This window comes from Nostoc sp. FACHB-133 (assembly GCF_014698055.1).
In the GTDB taxonomy this organism is placed as follows: domain Bacteria; phylum Cyanobacteriota; class Cyanobacteriia; order Cyanobacteriales; family Nostocaceae; genus Nostoc.
In genome coordinates this window covers 159,945-173,936 of the sequence record NZ_JACJSH010000001.1, presented here as the reverse complement: position 1 = coordinate 173,936, position 13,992 = coordinate 159,945, and the positions used below count along the sequence as shown (strand labels likewise).

General features: G+C 39.6%; 17 protein-coding genes. 7 read left to right on the top strand and 10 right to left on the bottom strand.

Annotated elements, in window-relative coordinates:
• Positions 1–20: 20 nt before the first annotated feature.
• Positions 21–995: a GTPase Era gene (gene era, locus H6G86_RS00865; RefSeq protein ID WP_190932699.1), complete on the bottom strand. Its 975-nt coding sequence runs from the start codon at positions 993–995 to the stop codon at positions 21–23.
• 281 nt (positions 996–1,276) lie between these two features.
• Between era and H6G86_RS00860 the strand changes: the two genes are divergently transcribed.
• A complete protein-coding gene (locus H6G86_RS00860; protein WP_190932698.1) occupies positions 1,277–2,359 on the top strand; it encodes an ATP-dependent 6-phosphofructokinase in 1,083 nt (360 codons plus the stop codon).
• A gap of 174 nt (positions 2,360–2,533) precedes the next feature.
• Here H6G86_RS00860 and H6G86_RS00855 read toward each other — a convergent pair whose 3' ends face one another.
• From H6G86_RS00855 to H6G86_RS00825, 7 genes are all read right to left on the bottom strand, one after another.
• Positions 2,534–3,661, bottom strand: a complete 1,128-nt coding sequence (locus tag H6G86_RS00855) for a succinylglutamate desuccinylase/aspartoacylase family protein (protein WP_190932697.1) — start codon at positions 3,659–3,661, stop codon at positions 2,534–2,536.
• Between the two features lie 280 nt (positions 3,662–3,941).
• Entirely contained in the window at positions 3,942–4,580 is a 639-nt protein-coding gene (locus H6G86_RS00850; protein ID WP_190932696.1) for a histidine phosphatase family protein, read from the bottom strand.
• 285 nt (positions 4,581–4,865) lie between these two features.
• Complete coding sequence (locus H6G86_RS00845; RefSeq protein ID WP_190932695.1) at positions 4,866–5,180, bottom strand: PEP-CTERM sorting domain-containing protein; 315 nt, start codon at positions 5,178–5,180, stop codon at positions 4,866–4,868.
• 42 nt (positions 5,181–5,222) lie between these two features.
• The gene (locus H6G86_RS00840) at positions 5,223–5,744 is read right to left on the bottom strand and encodes a hypothetical protein (protein ID WP_190932694.1); all 522 of its coding nucleotides are present in this window, start codon (positions 5,742–5,744) and stop codon (positions 5,223–5,225) included.
• A 110-nt stretch (positions 5,745–5,854) separates the two neighbouring features.
• Positions 5,855–6,295, bottom strand: a complete 441-nt coding sequence (locus tag H6G86_RS00835; RefSeq protein ID WP_190932693.1) for a hypothetical protein — start codon at positions 6,293–6,295, stop codon at positions 5,855–5,857.
• Positions 6,296–6,627: 332 nt separating this feature from the next.
• Positions 6,628–6,810 (bottom strand): CsbD family protein, encoded by a 183-nt coding sequence (locus tag H6G86_RS00830; RefSeq protein WP_069070399.1) that lies wholly within the window; start codon positions 6,808–6,810, stop codon positions 6,628–6,630.
• A gap of 349 nt (positions 6,811–7,159) precedes the next feature.
• Positions 7,160–7,624, bottom strand: coding sequence for a hypothetical protein (locus tag H6G86_RS00825; RefSeq protein ID WP_190932692.1), 465 nt, complete (start codon positions 7,622–7,624; stop codon positions 7,160–7,162).
• Between the two features lie 254 nt (positions 7,625–7,878).
• Between H6G86_RS00825 and uvrB the strand changes: the two genes are divergently transcribed.
• Entirely contained in the window at positions 7,879–9,876 is a 1,998-nt protein-coding gene (gene uvrB / locus H6G86_RS00820; protein ID WP_190932691.1) for an excinuclease ABC subunit UvrB, read from the top strand.
• 39 nt (positions 9,877–9,915) lie between these two features.
• Here uvrB and H6G86_RS00815 read toward each other — a convergent pair whose 3' ends face one another.
• Positions 9,916–10,068, bottom strand: a complete 153-nt coding sequence (locus tag H6G86_RS00815) for a hypothetical protein (RefSeq protein ID WP_190932690.1) — start codon at positions 10,066–10,068, stop codon at positions 9,916–9,918.
• 159 nt (positions 10,069–10,227) lie between these two features.
• Between H6G86_RS00815 and H6G86_RS00810 the strand changes: the two genes are divergently transcribed.
• The 5 genes from H6G86_RS00810 to H6G86_RS00790 all read left to right on the top strand — a co-directional run bounded on the left by H6G86_RS00810 (position 10,228) and on the right by H6G86_RS00790 (position 13,210).
• Positions 10,228–10,485 carry a ParE family toxin-like protein gene (locus H6G86_RS00810; RefSeq protein WP_190932689.1) on the top strand — a complete coding sequence of 86 codons (258 nt, stop codon included), beginning with the start codon at positions 10,228–10,230 and terminating at the stop codon, positions 10,483–10,485.
• Positions 10,486–10,582: 97 nt separating this feature from the next.
• Complete coding sequence (locus H6G86_RS00805) at positions 10,583–11,143, top strand: Uma2 family endonuclease (RefSeq protein WP_190932688.1); 561 nt, start codon at positions 10,583–10,585, stop codon at positions 11,141–11,143.
• 278 nt (positions 11,144–11,421) lie between these two features.
• A complete protein-coding gene (locus H6G86_RS00800; RefSeq protein ID WP_190932687.1) occupies positions 11,422–11,748 on the top strand; it encodes a DUF1330 domain-containing protein in 327 nt (108 codons plus the stop codon).
• A gap of 169 nt (positions 11,749–11,917) precedes the next feature.
• Entirely contained in the window at positions 11,918–12,991 is a 1,074-nt protein-coding gene (locus tag H6G86_RS00795; RefSeq protein ID WP_190932686.1) for a WD40 repeat domain-containing protein, read from the top strand.
• 72 nt (positions 12,992–13,063) lie between these two features.
• Entirely contained in the window at positions 13,064–13,210 is a 147-nt protein-coding gene (locus H6G86_RS00790; RefSeq protein WP_206758419.1) for a hypothetical protein, read from the top strand.
• Between the two features lie 76 nt (positions 13,211–13,286).
• On the opposite strand, the gene H6G86_RS00785 is transcribed toward H6G86_RS00790, so the two are convergent.
• Positions 13,287–13,901 (bottom strand): tetratricopeptide repeat protein, encoded by a 615-nt coding sequence (locus H6G86_RS00785; RefSeq protein WP_190932684.1) that lies wholly within the window; start codon positions 13,899–13,901, stop codon positions 13,287–13,289.
• Between the last annotated feature and the right edge of the window lie 91 nt (positions 13,902–13,992).

Here is a 13,992-nt window from a genome sequence, read left to right as displayed (position 1 = left end):
ACTAATGACCAATGACTAATTTATTCTTCCACGCGATAGCCTAACTCTGCTAAACTAATGCGCGACTGTCGCCATTTTGGTTGGACTTTGACAAACAATTCCAGGTAAACTTTGCCAGCGATTAACTTTTGGATTTGTTCGCGGGCTTCACTACCAATTGCTTTGAGCATCGCTCCGCCTTTGCCAATGAGTATGCCTTTTTGAGAATCACGCTCAACGTTGATGGTAGCAAGTACACGAGTAATGCTGGGAGTTTCTTCTACTAAGTCAATAGCGATCGCTACTGAATGGGGTACTTCTTCACGAGTCAATAATAAAATTTGTTCTCGGATTAATTCACCCATAATAAAGCGTTCTGGCTGGTCAGTTACCAAATCTGGCGGGTAGTATAACGGCCCAAGTTCTAAATGTTCAATTAATAACTCTTCCAGTTGCGGTAATCCTGCACTCGTCTTGGCAGAAAATTTCACGATTTCCCATTCATGGGACTGGGCCATCTGAGCGTAACTATCATCTAAATACTGAGAATCGTCCGGTTGTTGGTCACTTTTGTTCACGCCCAGAATCACCGGGGTTTTACTGCGACTGAGCAATTCAGCAATATAGCGATCGCCCGATCCACAAGCGACTGCTCCATCTACCACAAATAGGACTACATCTACCGATTCAATGGCAATTTTGGCATTTTGCACCAATACTTCGCCCAATTGATGATGGGGCTTATGAATTCCTGGCGTATCTACAAAAATTAATTGCGCCTCTGTCGTAGTTAATATACCGCGCAAACGGTTACGTGTAGTTTGTGCTATCGGTGAGGTAATGGCAATTTTTTGTCCTACTAATTGATTCATCAAAGTAGATTTACCGACATTTGGACGACCAACAATGCCGATAAAACCTGATTTAAAATCAGGAGGAGCCTGTGGGATTGTTACTTCTCCTGAAAAAGAGAAGTTGTAATTATCAATACTAGTCACCTTTGGCTCCACCCTCATATTTTACAGCTGGGATAACTTGGTTTTTTCTTAGACACAAAACAAGCATAAAATTACCCTGGCATTTTTAGGGATTGCTTTTGCCGAGGTTTAATCTACTACTGGCTCTACACCTATATTTTACAGCTGAGATAACTTTGTTTTGTTTTTAGATACAAAACAAACATAAAATTACTTTGGCATTATAAGGAGCGCATTAACTTAGGTTTAATCTGTTGCTAACTTTGGCTTAAGTCTCATCGACTACTCAATATATTTGGATAAAAATGTCAATAAAAAATATGGAAGAACCCAAACGCATTGGAATTCTTACCAGTGGAGGTGATTGTTCTGGCTTAAATGCTGTGATTAGGGCTGTAGTAAATTGTGCTGTGGATACTTACGGCTGGGAGGTTTTAGGAATTCGTCAAGCGACTCTAGGATTAATGGCGCGTCCACAACAATACACAAAACTGGAAGTTGATCAAGTTGACTCGCTATTAACTGCGGGTGGCACAATGTTGGGGACAACCAATAAAGGCGACCCCTTTGCTTTTCCAATGGCGGATGGGAGTTTGTGCGATCGCTCCGAAGAAATCATTGCAGGTTATCATGAGCTAGGTTTAGACGCTTTGATTGGTATTGGCGGCGATGGTAGCTTGGCAATTCTCCGCCGCCTCGCTCAACAAGGTGGCATTAATCTAGTAGGTATTCCTAAAACCATTGATAACGATATTGGCGTTACTGAACACGCTATCGGTTTTGATACAGCAGTCAATATTGCCACAGAAGCACTAGATAGGTTGCATTTTACTGCTGCAAGTCATAGCCGAGTCATGATTTTGGAAGTGATGGGGCGTGATGCCGGACACATAGCAATAGCTGCGGGAATTGCGGGGGGAGCAAATGTAATTTTGATTCCCGAAATTCCTTACACAGTTGAGCATATTTGCCACAAAATCAAAGAACGCCAAGAGAAAGGCAAAAACTATTGTTTGATAATTGTTTCCGAAGCGGTTCGTACCCACGATGGGGAAAATGTGACGATTACAAATCGCTTAGGTCAATCTCGATACGGTGGAATTGGTGAATATTTGGCAGATAAAATTATTGAACACATCGGTGTAGAAACACGAGTTACAGTTTTAGGACACATTCAACGGGGTGGAACTGCTTCACCACTAGATAGATTAGTTGCAACAGCCTTTGGCGTAGCGGCAGTTAATCTCATTGCAGAGGGTAAATATGATCGCATGGTGACATGGCAAAATCGCCAAGTATTAAGTGTACCAATTACAGAAGCGATCGCTCAATATAGCGCCGTCGATCCCAATGGTACTTTAGTTAAAACCGCTCGTGGTATGGGTATTTATTTAGGAGACTAAACTCAATACTCTTCGGTTAAGGCAAGAGACGCGATGAATCGCCGTCTCTACAATAATTAGTCTTTTTGTAGAGACGGTGATTTATCACGTCTTTGTGATGATTTAGGGAAAGAAATTTTCATGTTTAGTATGTGATGAAAATTACATGAATATCTATGCCCAATGCCCCATGTCCTAACTAATAATCCCCAATACAAACTCGCCTTCATTTACAGCTTGATTAGTTGCGACATCATAAACTAATCCGTCATGTTGAGCGCAGACATCAATGATAGTAGGTAGTTGACCTTCTTTATTAAAACTAAGAATTTGATACAGCTTTTCTCCAGTTTTGACTTTGCTACCTAATGCTATTCTCGATTGAATCATACCACCTGCGATCGCATAATATTTTTCCCGGTTGCTGCTAGATGCAAAAGTCATCTCATGGGTTTTTATATCATCTGATAAATCAGGAATTTGCAGTACACCTTTTTGAGCTAAATAGTTTTTTACACCTCGTATACCTTTGGATACTGAATCAGGATTCATTTGCATTCCTGAGCCTAATTCCAGTGTCCAAGCTTCCACATCAAACTTGATTTCTCTACCAAACTCTTTAAAACAAGCTTCCAGCGCTAACCAAGGTTTGATAAAAGCTTCATCAAAAGCGTCACCATCATATTTATTAAGTAAGATTCCGAAATCGAGTAGAAAGTATTTTGCACTGTCTTCTCGATTTTGGAAGTAATAAATATAGTCTAATGCTTGATTTGTAGAAATGTGTAAATCAATTAAGTAGTCTGCATCTAAACTCAGGTTTTGTAGCTTGTAGGCAAAAAGCTCAGTGTAGGGAACACCATTAGAAGAATTAATTTTTTCTAAAATTTTCGCAAAGTTTTGCTTAATTATAGTTAGATAATTTTGTCGGACGACCTCTAGATCACTATGAAGTTGAGATTTAGTAAAAGCTACTAAATCATCAGCTTCTTTCTCGTAATCCCAAAATATCCGATTCCAGTCTTTGGCTTCATAAATGCAGTATCGCCCAGGAGAGAAATGATGAGCGCGTTCATTTGTCCCCATTGGATTACATACGGGAACCAGCCAAATTTCTCCAGTTAAATCTGTATCATTTATTGTTAATAAAAACTCAATTAGCTGGTGAATAACAGCATTCCCAGCAATTTCTGCACCGTGCAGATTAGATTGAATGTATACCTTTTTACCAGGTTTAGCACCGATGAATTTATATAGTTGTAAGTAGAGGCGATCGCCCGAAGCCATTTGACGTAATACAATGCTTTCAATAACTGGCAGCATGAAACAACTCGGTGATGATTTGAGTAAATTATTGTTGTATCTGTACTGAATTAAAATAGGTCTTACGCAAATTATCTCTCAAACTATGATTTCTCCGTGCCCTCTGTGCCTCTGTGGTAGCCTGCGGCAAGCTACTTCTCTACGAGACGCTCCGCGAACGTGTCTACGTTATTCAGTTCGTGCGTAAGTCCGATAAAACTCTAACCCAATAGTGAGGCAGAGTAAGTTAAAAATAATATTATTGTACAGACGCGATTAATCGCCTCTCTCCTAACTCCTCTCATGAACCCGGTAAATTACGCAATTGCTCATCTAAATGACTATGGTCTGCCAAAACCTTTAAAAGCGGCCCATGTGAGCTAAATTCTACAATACTGACCGAAGCAACAGGGCATCCCAAACGAAAACGGAAGCGTCCCACATCAATCCCCAGTAAACTACACAGAAGAATTCTGATAGTTGCTTTGTGTGAAACAACTAAAACATTGCCACTACTGTAATTTTGTTTAATTTCTTCAATTACCTGCAAGGCGCGAGAAGCAATTGTAACCGCCATTTCTCCACCAGTTGGAGCATTCCAAGCGGGATCTGCTGACCAGCGAATATAATCATCGTGATATTCACGACTAATTACTTCTGGCGTTTTTCCCTCCCACTTACCATAGTTTATTTCCTTTAAACCATCTCTGAGTTGTGGTTCTATATTTATTGCTTCACATAAGGGTTTTGCTGTCAATACAGTTCGTTGCATTGGACTACAAAATATTGCTGTCCAATTCATAGAACTATATGCGTCAGCAAAAGCCTTTGCCATCTCCAGACCTTCAGGAGTAAGTTCTGAGTTTATTGAACCGCAAAAGGAATTATTGCGGCTGCATTCTGTTTGTCCGTGACGGAGAAAATAAAGAGTTAGGCTCATCGTATAGTCTCATCGATTGTAAATTTAAGAGCGCTAACAATCAGATGTAGCTGAAGATAGTTAATGCCTGTGGTATATTACTACAATTTTTTGAGATTTGAAATAGTTTTCAGGACAGAGTTGCAGCAGCTACACCCGTCTTAGAGATTGCTAAATCCATTAAACATAATGATAAAAATGGGGTTAAAATTTCATAACTCCACACTTAATACACTCTTTTTATCTGAATGCAATTATCTATTGGTTGAGTTTGTTAGCCTAAACTTTGCTAGTGGCTTTTTGGTGCTACTTTTGTTTTCGGCTCAAAGCTATACCAAAACTGGTGACTGTCAATAAACCCAAGATAGTTGTAGGTTCGGGAACGGTCTTAGAATTATAGGTGAAGTTATCTAAAACAATTTGTGTGCCACTACCTTCATATCCTGCATCAATGCCACCAGAGGAGGTAAATTTTAAACTGTCAATGTCAAGGAAGTCAAAGTTAAACTGGGTAGGGGATGTAGTATCTACAGTTACTGTCGTTGCATACTTAGTTATTCCATCTAAAAAGCCCTCTACTAGTTTTTTTGTTGAGAAGAGGCAAAAAATAAAGGTGAGCATAGCTCACCTGACTTTGTTACATATACACTCAAAATTCAGAAGTTACTTGCGACTACCCAACCACTTAGCCGCTGCAATGCCAAGAATACCTGCTACTACAGGATTACTGAGAAACTTGATAATCCCTGGTTGCTCTGCCAGCACTTCGCGGAAAATATCGGGGTGGTTATGATATGCGAAAGACGAGAGTTTGCTAACATCATCAGCAGTCATGCGGCTGGCCTGGTGTGTAGAAAGCCCCAACTGTTGCTCTAGATGCTTCTCGTCAAGCTTTCTTTCCTTCAAGTGTTTGAAAAAGGCTCTTGCTACATCATCCCGTTCATTGGGTTTAATTTGTGCGATCGCACTCTGTAATTCTGGCTCCATTTGGCTGGTTGGAATCCGATCTGGATGTAAAGACTTAGCAAATAAATGCCGACGTTGATCTGGTGTTGTCCGTTGAGCAAAATCATCAAAGTTTTGATATTCTGCCGTTGACTCGGCTCTAGTATCATCGAGAGATTCAACATCACCCTGAGCCAAATCTTTCATTATTTGACGCTTGTATTCTTCACTAGTTGCCACTTTACTTATCTCCTTTCTTCCATCAAATTCTTTTGATGGCTGTATTTCCAAGCCATAACTCTAATTAAATTACTCAAACTTTCTTCAAGTTTTTATTGCAAATACAGCAATTATGTATACTTAACTTGATTAGTTTGAGTGTCATATTCAGTAGTCAAAATCAATTTCTTATCAGGCGCATAAACCAAAACCTTTAAGTCTTGATTGGGAAAGTTCTTATGAAAACCTTGAACTAAGGATTTTGCTAATGGTCGCACTTCGTTCGTACGAACTTTAGGGGAAATAACAACACCTAGTTTATTGTTATCACGAACAAAAGCGTCCTGAACTAATCCTTGAGACGTTTGCACAACCCAGTTACCAAAGGTTTGTCCGCCTGGGGTATTGCCTCGCTCTAACTCTGCATAAGTTACGTCTCGGCCAATTGCTGACGGAGTTGTTGTGCGGTCAAGTTGTGATACACTAGCACCACCACAGGCGGTAGTTATCAACAGTACTCCGATTAAAAAGAAAGTCGCCAATATTTTGCGACTTTGCTGAAACAGAATCATCTTTTTACCTCCTGAAAAAAAACTTTAAACAACAGATAGAATAAGTTGTACGTTCAAACTAATTGCTTACATTTAGCTGACATTTATAAAATTAGAATTTATAGAGGTTATTCCTCTGAATTAATAAAATTACTTTGTAATGCAGAGGAGTAATAAATTACCCCTCTGCAAAATTTATGCAAATCAAGCTAGTCCTTTATCTTTCCATGCTTGCTAAGATGAAAAGAAAGGTACATAGTATTGAATGAATCTTGAACACTTCACTTTTTCTTGCAAAAATGGAATCCACCCCATCGATATCCCTAGAGTTTCTGCAAAAAAATTATGAATTGTTAGTCAATATTTTTCTTCACATTATCTTTTACGTCTTCAATCCCGTGACGGACTTCGCTTTCAGCTTGTTTTGCTTTACCTTTGGCTTTATCTTCTGGATCTCCAGTGATATTTCCTAATGCTTCTTGCGCCTTACCTTCAACATTTTTAGCAGCAGCTTTAGCGCGATCTTCAATACTCATTTTGTACTCCTGATTTTGTAAAAAATTTTTTTCAAAGCTATAACTAACTTTGAAATCTTTTGTGATTACTTTTACACAGTAGCTTAAAGTTTTTGCTAAAGCCTTCCACCACAAGACATATTAAAAAAATCGTAATTCCTAATGCTTATTTCGTAATTAAGAAAGGTAGTCGTAGTAAGCATTCTAGCCATTGACTGAATGTAAATTAAAGCAATAACAGTTTAGTTACCTATGCTAAAAGACATAGAACAAGGGCGAATATCGTAACTTTTGCTTTTGACTATTTAAATAAAAAACCCAGATTCGTATAGAAACTGGGTTAATAAAGTTATGGGGATATTTCTTTTGTCTAATCTAGAAAACCCATCAGGCTTTCAGAATTGTCAATCTCATTTGATGCTATTGGACGATTACCAAAGGTGGAATAGCTTTCATCAATTACCAATAAACTTGAGCCAATTGGACGAATCCCAGAGAGATTGATACTTTCAACAACTTGGAATGTATTAGCGCCAATTGGACGAATACCCATTGAGTTGTAGGTTTCAACTACTTCTAATGTACTGGTGCTAATAGGACGCACCCCAGCAATTGAAAGTTTTTCAGCAACTTCTAAGTCGCTAGGGCCTATGGGACGAATTCCAGAAATTGCAAGTGTTCCAGAAGCTCCCACTGGCAGTTCATTAACTTCCTCGACTTTATCTGCATTCAAGCTCTGGTCTGGTTGATTTTCAACTTCCTCTGTTGTTTCCCCTGGAGACTTAGCATTGTTTTGCCGAGAACTGATTGCTTTGCCAGCGTTGCTAATAGCCATAAACGAAGACCTCTGGTTTGTTAATTGAATTTTACAATAATTAAGGAAAGATGAAATTTTTTCCCATATACTTTAGAGTTTAACCTTAAAAAACCTCACATAGATATAAGAATCTTTAAAACTGATACATAAGTAAATTTTAATTAATAAGTTTTGTAAAAAAATATTACCATTTATTTTAGTATGATAAGCCAGCTACAATGGATACAGGGCGAAATCGTCACCATGAGATAGGGTATTTTCAGCAAAACTGTATGACAGAATTTTGTCTTCAAGCTCCCTTTAGTCCCACAGGCGATCAACCACAAGCGATCGCACAACTTACTGCTAGTATCCAATCAGGTAATCGCTACCAAACTTTACTAGGAGCCACTGGAACTGGTAAGACATTTTCGGTAGCAGCAGTTATTGAGAAAATTGGCAAGCCAACCTTAGTTTTGGCGCATAACAAAACCCTGGCTGCACAGCTTTGTAACGAGTTGCGGGATTTCTTCCCCAACAACGCAGTCGAGTACTTTGTCAGCTACTACGATTATTATCAGCCAGAAGCGTATATTCCCGTTACCGACACTTATATTGAAAAAACGGCAGCGATTAATGATGAAATAGATATGTTGCGGCATTCAGCGACGCGATCGCTGTTTGAACGTCGTGATGTCATTGTCGTTGCTTCTATCAGCTGCATCTACGGTTTAGGAATGCCAGCAGAATATCTCAAAGCTGCCATCCCTCTCCAAATAGGTATGGAAGTAAATCAGCGCCAAATTTTACGGGATTTGGCAAATGTTCAATATAGCCGCAACGACATAGAAATGGGCCGGGGAAAATTTCGTGTCCGTGGTGATGTCTTAGAAATTGGCCCAGCTTATGAAGACCGAATTATTCGCGTCGAATTTTTTGGTGATGAAATAGACGCGATTCGCTATATTGACCCGGTGACAGGTGAAATTCTCAAAAGTTTGGAAGCGGTGAATATCTACCCAGCACGTCACTTTGTCACCCCAGAAGAACGGTTAGAAGTAGCTTGTCATGATATTGCAGCAGAATTAAAACAGCAAAAACTAGACTTAGAACAAGCTGGCAAATTATTAGAAGCACAACGCATAGATCAACGTACACGCTATGACCTAGAAATGCTGGGCGAAGTTGGTTATTGCAACGGCGTTGAGAACTATTCCCGTCACTTAGCAGGAAGACAAGCTGGAGATCCACCAGAATGTTTAATTGATTATTTTCCCAAAGATTGGCTATTAATTATCGATGAATCTCACGTTACAGTGCCCCAAATTCGCGGTATGTATAACGGCGATCAAGCGAGAAAAAAAGTTTTAATCGAACATGGATTTCGGCTTCCTAGTGCTGCTGATAACCGTCCTTTGAAAGCAGAAGAATTCTGGCAAAAAGTAAATCAGTGTATTTTTGTTTCAGCAACTCCCGGAACTTGGGAAATAGAAGTTTCTGAAGACCATGTAGTTGAGCAAGTAATTCGACCAACTGGAGTGGTTGATCCAGAAATTTATGTGCGTCCTACAGAAGGACAAATTGATGATTTGTTAGGCGAAATTAAAGATAGAGCTGACCGCCATGAACGAGTGTTAATTACCACATTAACCAAGCGGATGGCGGAAGATTTAACCGAATATTTGCAAGACCGCAGTATAAGGGTAAGGTATTTACATTCTGAGATTACTTCTATTGAGCGCATTGAGATTTTGCAAAACTTGCGCGAGGGGAAATTTGATGTATTAGTTGGTGTGAATTTGCTGCGGGAAGGCTTGGATTTACCCGAAGTTTCCTTAGTAGCAATTATGGATGCAGATAAAGAAGGTTTCTTACGAACCGAGCGTTCCTTAATTCAAACTATTGGTAGAGCCGCGCGTCACGTCCAGGGACAGGCGATTTTGTATGCTGATAATATGACAGGTAGCATGATTAAAGCTATTGATGAAACAGATAGACGGCGTGGTATTCAAACGGCACATAATCGACTGCATGGAATTACACCACAACCAATTGTCAAAAAATCAAGTAATGCGATTTTGGCTTTTTTGGATGTATCTCGGCGGTTAAATGCAACTGACTTAAAAGTTGTAGATGAACATATAGATGAACTGCCATTAGAACAGATTCCAGGGTTGATTACTCTGTTAGAAGCACAGATGAAAGAGGCGGCAAAAAAACTGGAATTTGAAGAGGCAGGTAAATTGCGCGATCGCATTAAACATCTGCGGGATAAAATGCTAGGACGTTAACGTGAATTTTATACTTATGAATATTCACCTTATTAGCGTTTAACTTCCTAGCAAGAAGCGATAATGGATAACATGCCATTTACGTTTTAAGAGTGTGGTAGCCATGACTGAGTTACTTGAGCGTGCGATCGCGCAACTAAAAACTCTACCTGTTGCTGAACAGGATGCGTAGGCGTAGCCCGCCGCAGGCATCGCTACTCGTCTCCTTGCTGAGATAGAGGATGAGCAAAGATGGAAGACTCAGTTTGAATCTACAACAGATGCTCAGTGGGATCGTCTAGCTGATATGGTAAGGCAGGAAATTACTGCTGGCGACATCACTCCTCTAGCTGACGTTTTTCCTTCTGAGCAATGAAGTCAAGTGTTACGAAGGTATTTCGCAAGAAACTTGATGAGCTTCCTGCATCAGTTCAAGAACAAGCGGCTCTTTGGCGTTCAGATCCTTATCACAATAGTCTTCAGTTCAAACGAGTTAGCCAGCGCCAACCAATATATTCGGCTCGTGTTAGTTTAGACTACCGCGTTCTTGGCTTGTTGCAGGATGATCACATTTTCTGGTTCTGGATTGGCGCACATGCAGAGTATGACGAGTTGCTTCAGAGGTTGTAGCGCCAGCAGCCTAACCTTTAGCGCGTAGGCGTAGCCCGTCGTAGACATCGCATTAAACATCTACGGGATAAAATGTTAGGACGTTAACGTAAATCTTATGCTTACCAATATTCGCCTAATTAGTGTTCGAGAATATCACCAAATGGCGGAAATGGGTATTTTTCATCCTGAAGAACGCTTAGAATTAATCGCGGGACAAATCATCAGAATGTCAGCAAAAGGAACTGCTCACGAATCAGCGATTACCCGCACAGAAAGGTTATTACGTCAACGTTTGGGTGACAAAGTTTTATTAAGAATTCAGTCACCAGTGCAACTTGATGATTATTCGGAACCAGAACCAGATATTTCAGTGGTGAAGGTGAATCCATTAGATTATGAGGATCACCATCCCAATGCTTCCGAAGTATTTTTACTGATTGAAATAGCTGATTCCAGTCTCAAATATGATCGAGAAGTAAAAGCGAACGAATACTCTAAGTCAGGTATTATTGAGTACTGGATTTTAGATGTCAATGGACGCAAGTTGTATATGTATCGTCTTCCCAGTCCAGACGGATACCACAGTGAGAGCATACTTGCAGAGGATGTGACAATTTCACCTTTAGCTTTTGGTGATTGTGCGATCGCTATTCGGGAATTATTGCGAAAAATCTAGGAAGCGATCGCCAGAAAGCATCTGCGGGATAAAATGCTAGGACGTTAACGTGAATCTCATCCTGACTAAATATTAACCTAAATTGAAATAGCTGATTCCAGTCTCAAGTATGATCGAGAAGTAAAAGCGATGGCTTCTCTACGAGAGGCTTGTCTGCGACACGCTCCGCGAACGCCAACGCCAAGGGCGAACGCATACTCTAAATACTTTTGTTGCTAGAGTTCTTTTCTTGAATTCTCAGCAAATATAGTTATCTAACTAACTAAAGGAGAACCATCATGGCTGTATATTTAATTGCAGACGTTAAAGTTACCGATGATGCCTGGATTTCGGACTACGCAACAAATGTCCACGATATCGTACATAAACATGGAGGGAAATACCTTTCCCGCAGTGGCAATATTACGACTATTGAAGGCGAGGAATTAGGAACAACATTGCTTGCTTTGCTGGAATTCCCTTCTATGGAAGCAGTGCAAGCGTTTGTTAACGATCCAACCTATGCAAAATATCGTCAAGCTCGCCAGGCTGGTAGTATCAGCAGGTTGCATATAATCGACGACACCGATGCTGCCGGAACCATACCGTATTTACCAAAAGGTTAATATCGTCGATTGCCCGATTTGATCCAAAATATACATCTAGATAAATATACATTATGTTTACTTTGGATCGCCTTTTAGATACTCATATATCTGGCTACGCTATCCTAAATAAACTTTATTTATTTGCTATGAAAAGCTTAGAGATTACTTAGTTTGTAGTATTTGCAAGATGATTTCTGAAAAACCTACAGATAACAATGACAGTATCAGAGAAAACGACTTAATTTCTTCTTATAGTTCAGCACGAGAGGGATTAGAAGGGATTAGATATCGTTTGCGCGGTGGTTCTACAAAACAAAAAATCGATGCTCTTTTAGAAGCATTTCAATATGGGCATAAAGGAATTGATTTAGTAATCCAGGCATTGGGAGATGGCATCAGAGAAGTGCGGGAATCAGCTTTGCTCTTATTGTCCTACAGCAGTGAAGTTACTGCTGAACAAGCCTTTTTGAATTATCTGCCCTTTGCAAAAATGCAATGCCTGCATACCTTGACAGAATTTAATCTCGATTGCTACAACCCTGAACAACATCATCCATATTATTTTGCGATCGCAGACTACAATAACACCCTTATTTGCTATTGGGATCTGTCTTATAAGCAATCTTTTGTTAATATTTGGGATTTGGAAACAGGTGAAAGCAAGAAAGGCTTTGATCTGGCAATGGCTCACGAATTTGGTTTAGGCAAAAGCGGCAAAGTATGTATCATTAGCTTTCAGCACTTTCTCTGGCCATTAGATACAGAAACACAAGAGCCAATTGGCACTTATCCCGATTACCTTATGAATACTGTTCAAACCGCTCCCCATTGCTTGGCTGTCTGCTCAACTAGGCAGCCATTGCTTGCCACTGGCTATACTGTGGGTAAAACAGGAGAGCTAGAGATTTGGGATTATGAAACCTATACTCGTCGCTTCCATCATCGATTTCAGGATTGGGCTTTAGTACCTCTTGGAAATTTGCCTTTGGGTAACTATATATCACCCCTTCTCTTCACTCCTGATGGAAAACTATTGGTTGCATATTTCAAGCAGAGATTACAGAATAAGCTATACCTCTGGAATACCGAAACAGGAGAACTTATTCAAACATTGGATAATCTACCTACTATGACAGTGAATGGACTTGCAAATCGCTTTGATGGGCAAATTTTGGCTTGCGGAATCCGGGAAAAGAATGTGTGTGTGTGGGAATTGATGAGCGATCGCATTCTCTATACAACTTTGGATGTTGCTCCCTGACTTATGAGTTCAGATGGTAAAGTCTTAATCTACTGTACAGACAATTACGAAATAGTTGTTTGGGATTTAGCGATGAACAGAAAATTATGTACATTGCAAGGACATATATCGCCAATTGCTTATGTTGCCATGAGTAGCGATCGTAACTTCATTGCTAGTTATAGCATTGATAGAACAATTAAAATTTGGGGAGTACCAGATTCCCTTAAATACCAATAGCAACCTGTAAATAACGTCCGAAGTGAGAACATATTCTTTGCAAATAACTAGTAGCTTATCTAATAAAAACCTTAGCTCATCCTCGCAACTTCTTATGTACCTGTGCTAAATACCACATATAATCATCAATCTTGTAATTATCAGCAGCTTTAACTATATATTCCTGAGCTAAACCAATATTATTCTCGACTTCGTAATATAATCCCAAGTAAAGATGACTGTAAAAATTTCCCTTTATCCCTTCTGATTGACCAACAGTTAAAACATCATCTGGTGTACAATCTCCCGCATATAAATCATATACGCACTGCATGATGGGTCGAGGGTCATTTTTCACAGTTAGTAAAGATTTACGTGCCTCTTTAACACCTAACGAACGAGCTATGCAGAGATATCGCCATACTGTTTCTTCTACATCTTGAGCATTCACAGTCAAATCTATTTCAAATTGTTCAGCACCCTCAGCAAATCTTTCTGCATAATAATAGGATAAACCACGTTGCCAGAGGTAGGGTTTAATACGGGTATCAAGTTCCTCTGCTATATCAAAATCTTGAATAGATTCATCAATTTTCGCCAGTTGAAAGTTAACCATACCCCGGCGAATGTAAGCGTTAGGATTTTCTGGCTGATTACGAATGGTTTCGTTCCAGCGCTGGAGTTGATTTTCCAGAGAATTTGAAAAAAACATGAGTTGCCAAGCCTATATAGAGAATTAACTTACATATTTTCAGCTTCAAGGAGAGTATGTCAATCTTCCAAATATTACGCGTTGCTGATTT

Coding starts and splice junctions, on each gene's coding strand:
- era (WP_190932699.1), bottom strand. CDS start 995: ATGAGGGTGGAGCCAAAGGTGACTAGTATTGATAATTACAACTTCTCT.
- H6G86_RS00860 (WP_190932698.1), top strand. CDS start 1,277: ATGGAAGAACCCAAACGCATTGGAATTCTTACCAGTGGAGGTGATTGT.
- H6G86_RS00855 (WP_190932697.1), bottom strand. CDS start 3,661: ATGCTGCCAGTTATTGAAAGCATTGTATTACGTCAAATGGCTTCGGGC.
- H6G86_RS00850 (WP_190932696.1), bottom strand. CDS start 4,580: ATGAGCCTAACTCTTTATTTTCTCCGTCACGGACAAACAGAATGCAGC.
- H6G86_RS00845 (WP_190932695.1), bottom strand. CDS start 5,180: ATGCTCACCTTTATTTTTTGCCTCTTCTCAACAAAAAAACTAGTAGAG.
- H6G86_RS00835 (WP_190932693.1), bottom strand. CDS start 6,295: ATGATTCTGTTTCAGCAAAGTCGCAAAATATTGGCGACTTTCTTTTTA.
- H6G86_RS00830 (WP_069070399.1), bottom strand. CDS start 6,810: ATGAGTATTGAAGATCGCGCTAAAGCTGCTGCTAAAAATGTTGAAGGT.
- H6G86_RS00825 (WP_190932692.1), bottom strand. CDS start 7,624: ATGGCTATTAGCAACGCTGGCAAAGCAATCAGTTCTCGGCAAAACAAT.
- uvrB (WP_190932691.1), top strand. CDS start 7,879: ATGACAGAATTTTGTCTTCAAGCTCCCTTTAGTCCCACAGGCGATCAA.
- H6G86_RS00815 (WP_190932690.1), bottom strand. CDS start 10,068: ATGCCTGCGGCGGGCTACGCCTACGCATCCTGTTCAGCAACAGGTAGA.
- H6G86_RS00810 (WP_190932689.1), top strand. CDS start 10,228: ATGAAGTCAAGTGTTACGAAGGTATTTCGCAAGAAACTTGATGAGCTT.
- H6G86_RS00805 (WP_190932688.1), top strand. CDS start 10,583: ATGCTTACCAATATTCGCCTAATTAGTGTTCGAGAATATCACCAAATG.
- H6G86_RS00800 (WP_190932687.1), top strand. CDS start 11,422: ATGGCTGTATATTTAATTGCAGACGTTAAAGTTACCGATGATGCCTGG.
- H6G86_RS00795 (WP_190932686.1), top strand. CDS start 11,918: ATGATTTCTGAAAAACCTACAGATAACAATGACAGTATCAGAGAAAAC.
- H6G86_RS00790 (WP_206758419.1), top strand. CDS start 13,064: ATGAACAGAAAATTATGTACATTGCAAGGACATATATCGCCAATTGCT.
- H6G86_RS00785 (WP_190932684.1), bottom strand. CDS start 13,901: ATGTTTTTTTCAAATTCTCTGGAAAATCAACTCCAGCGCTGGAACGAA.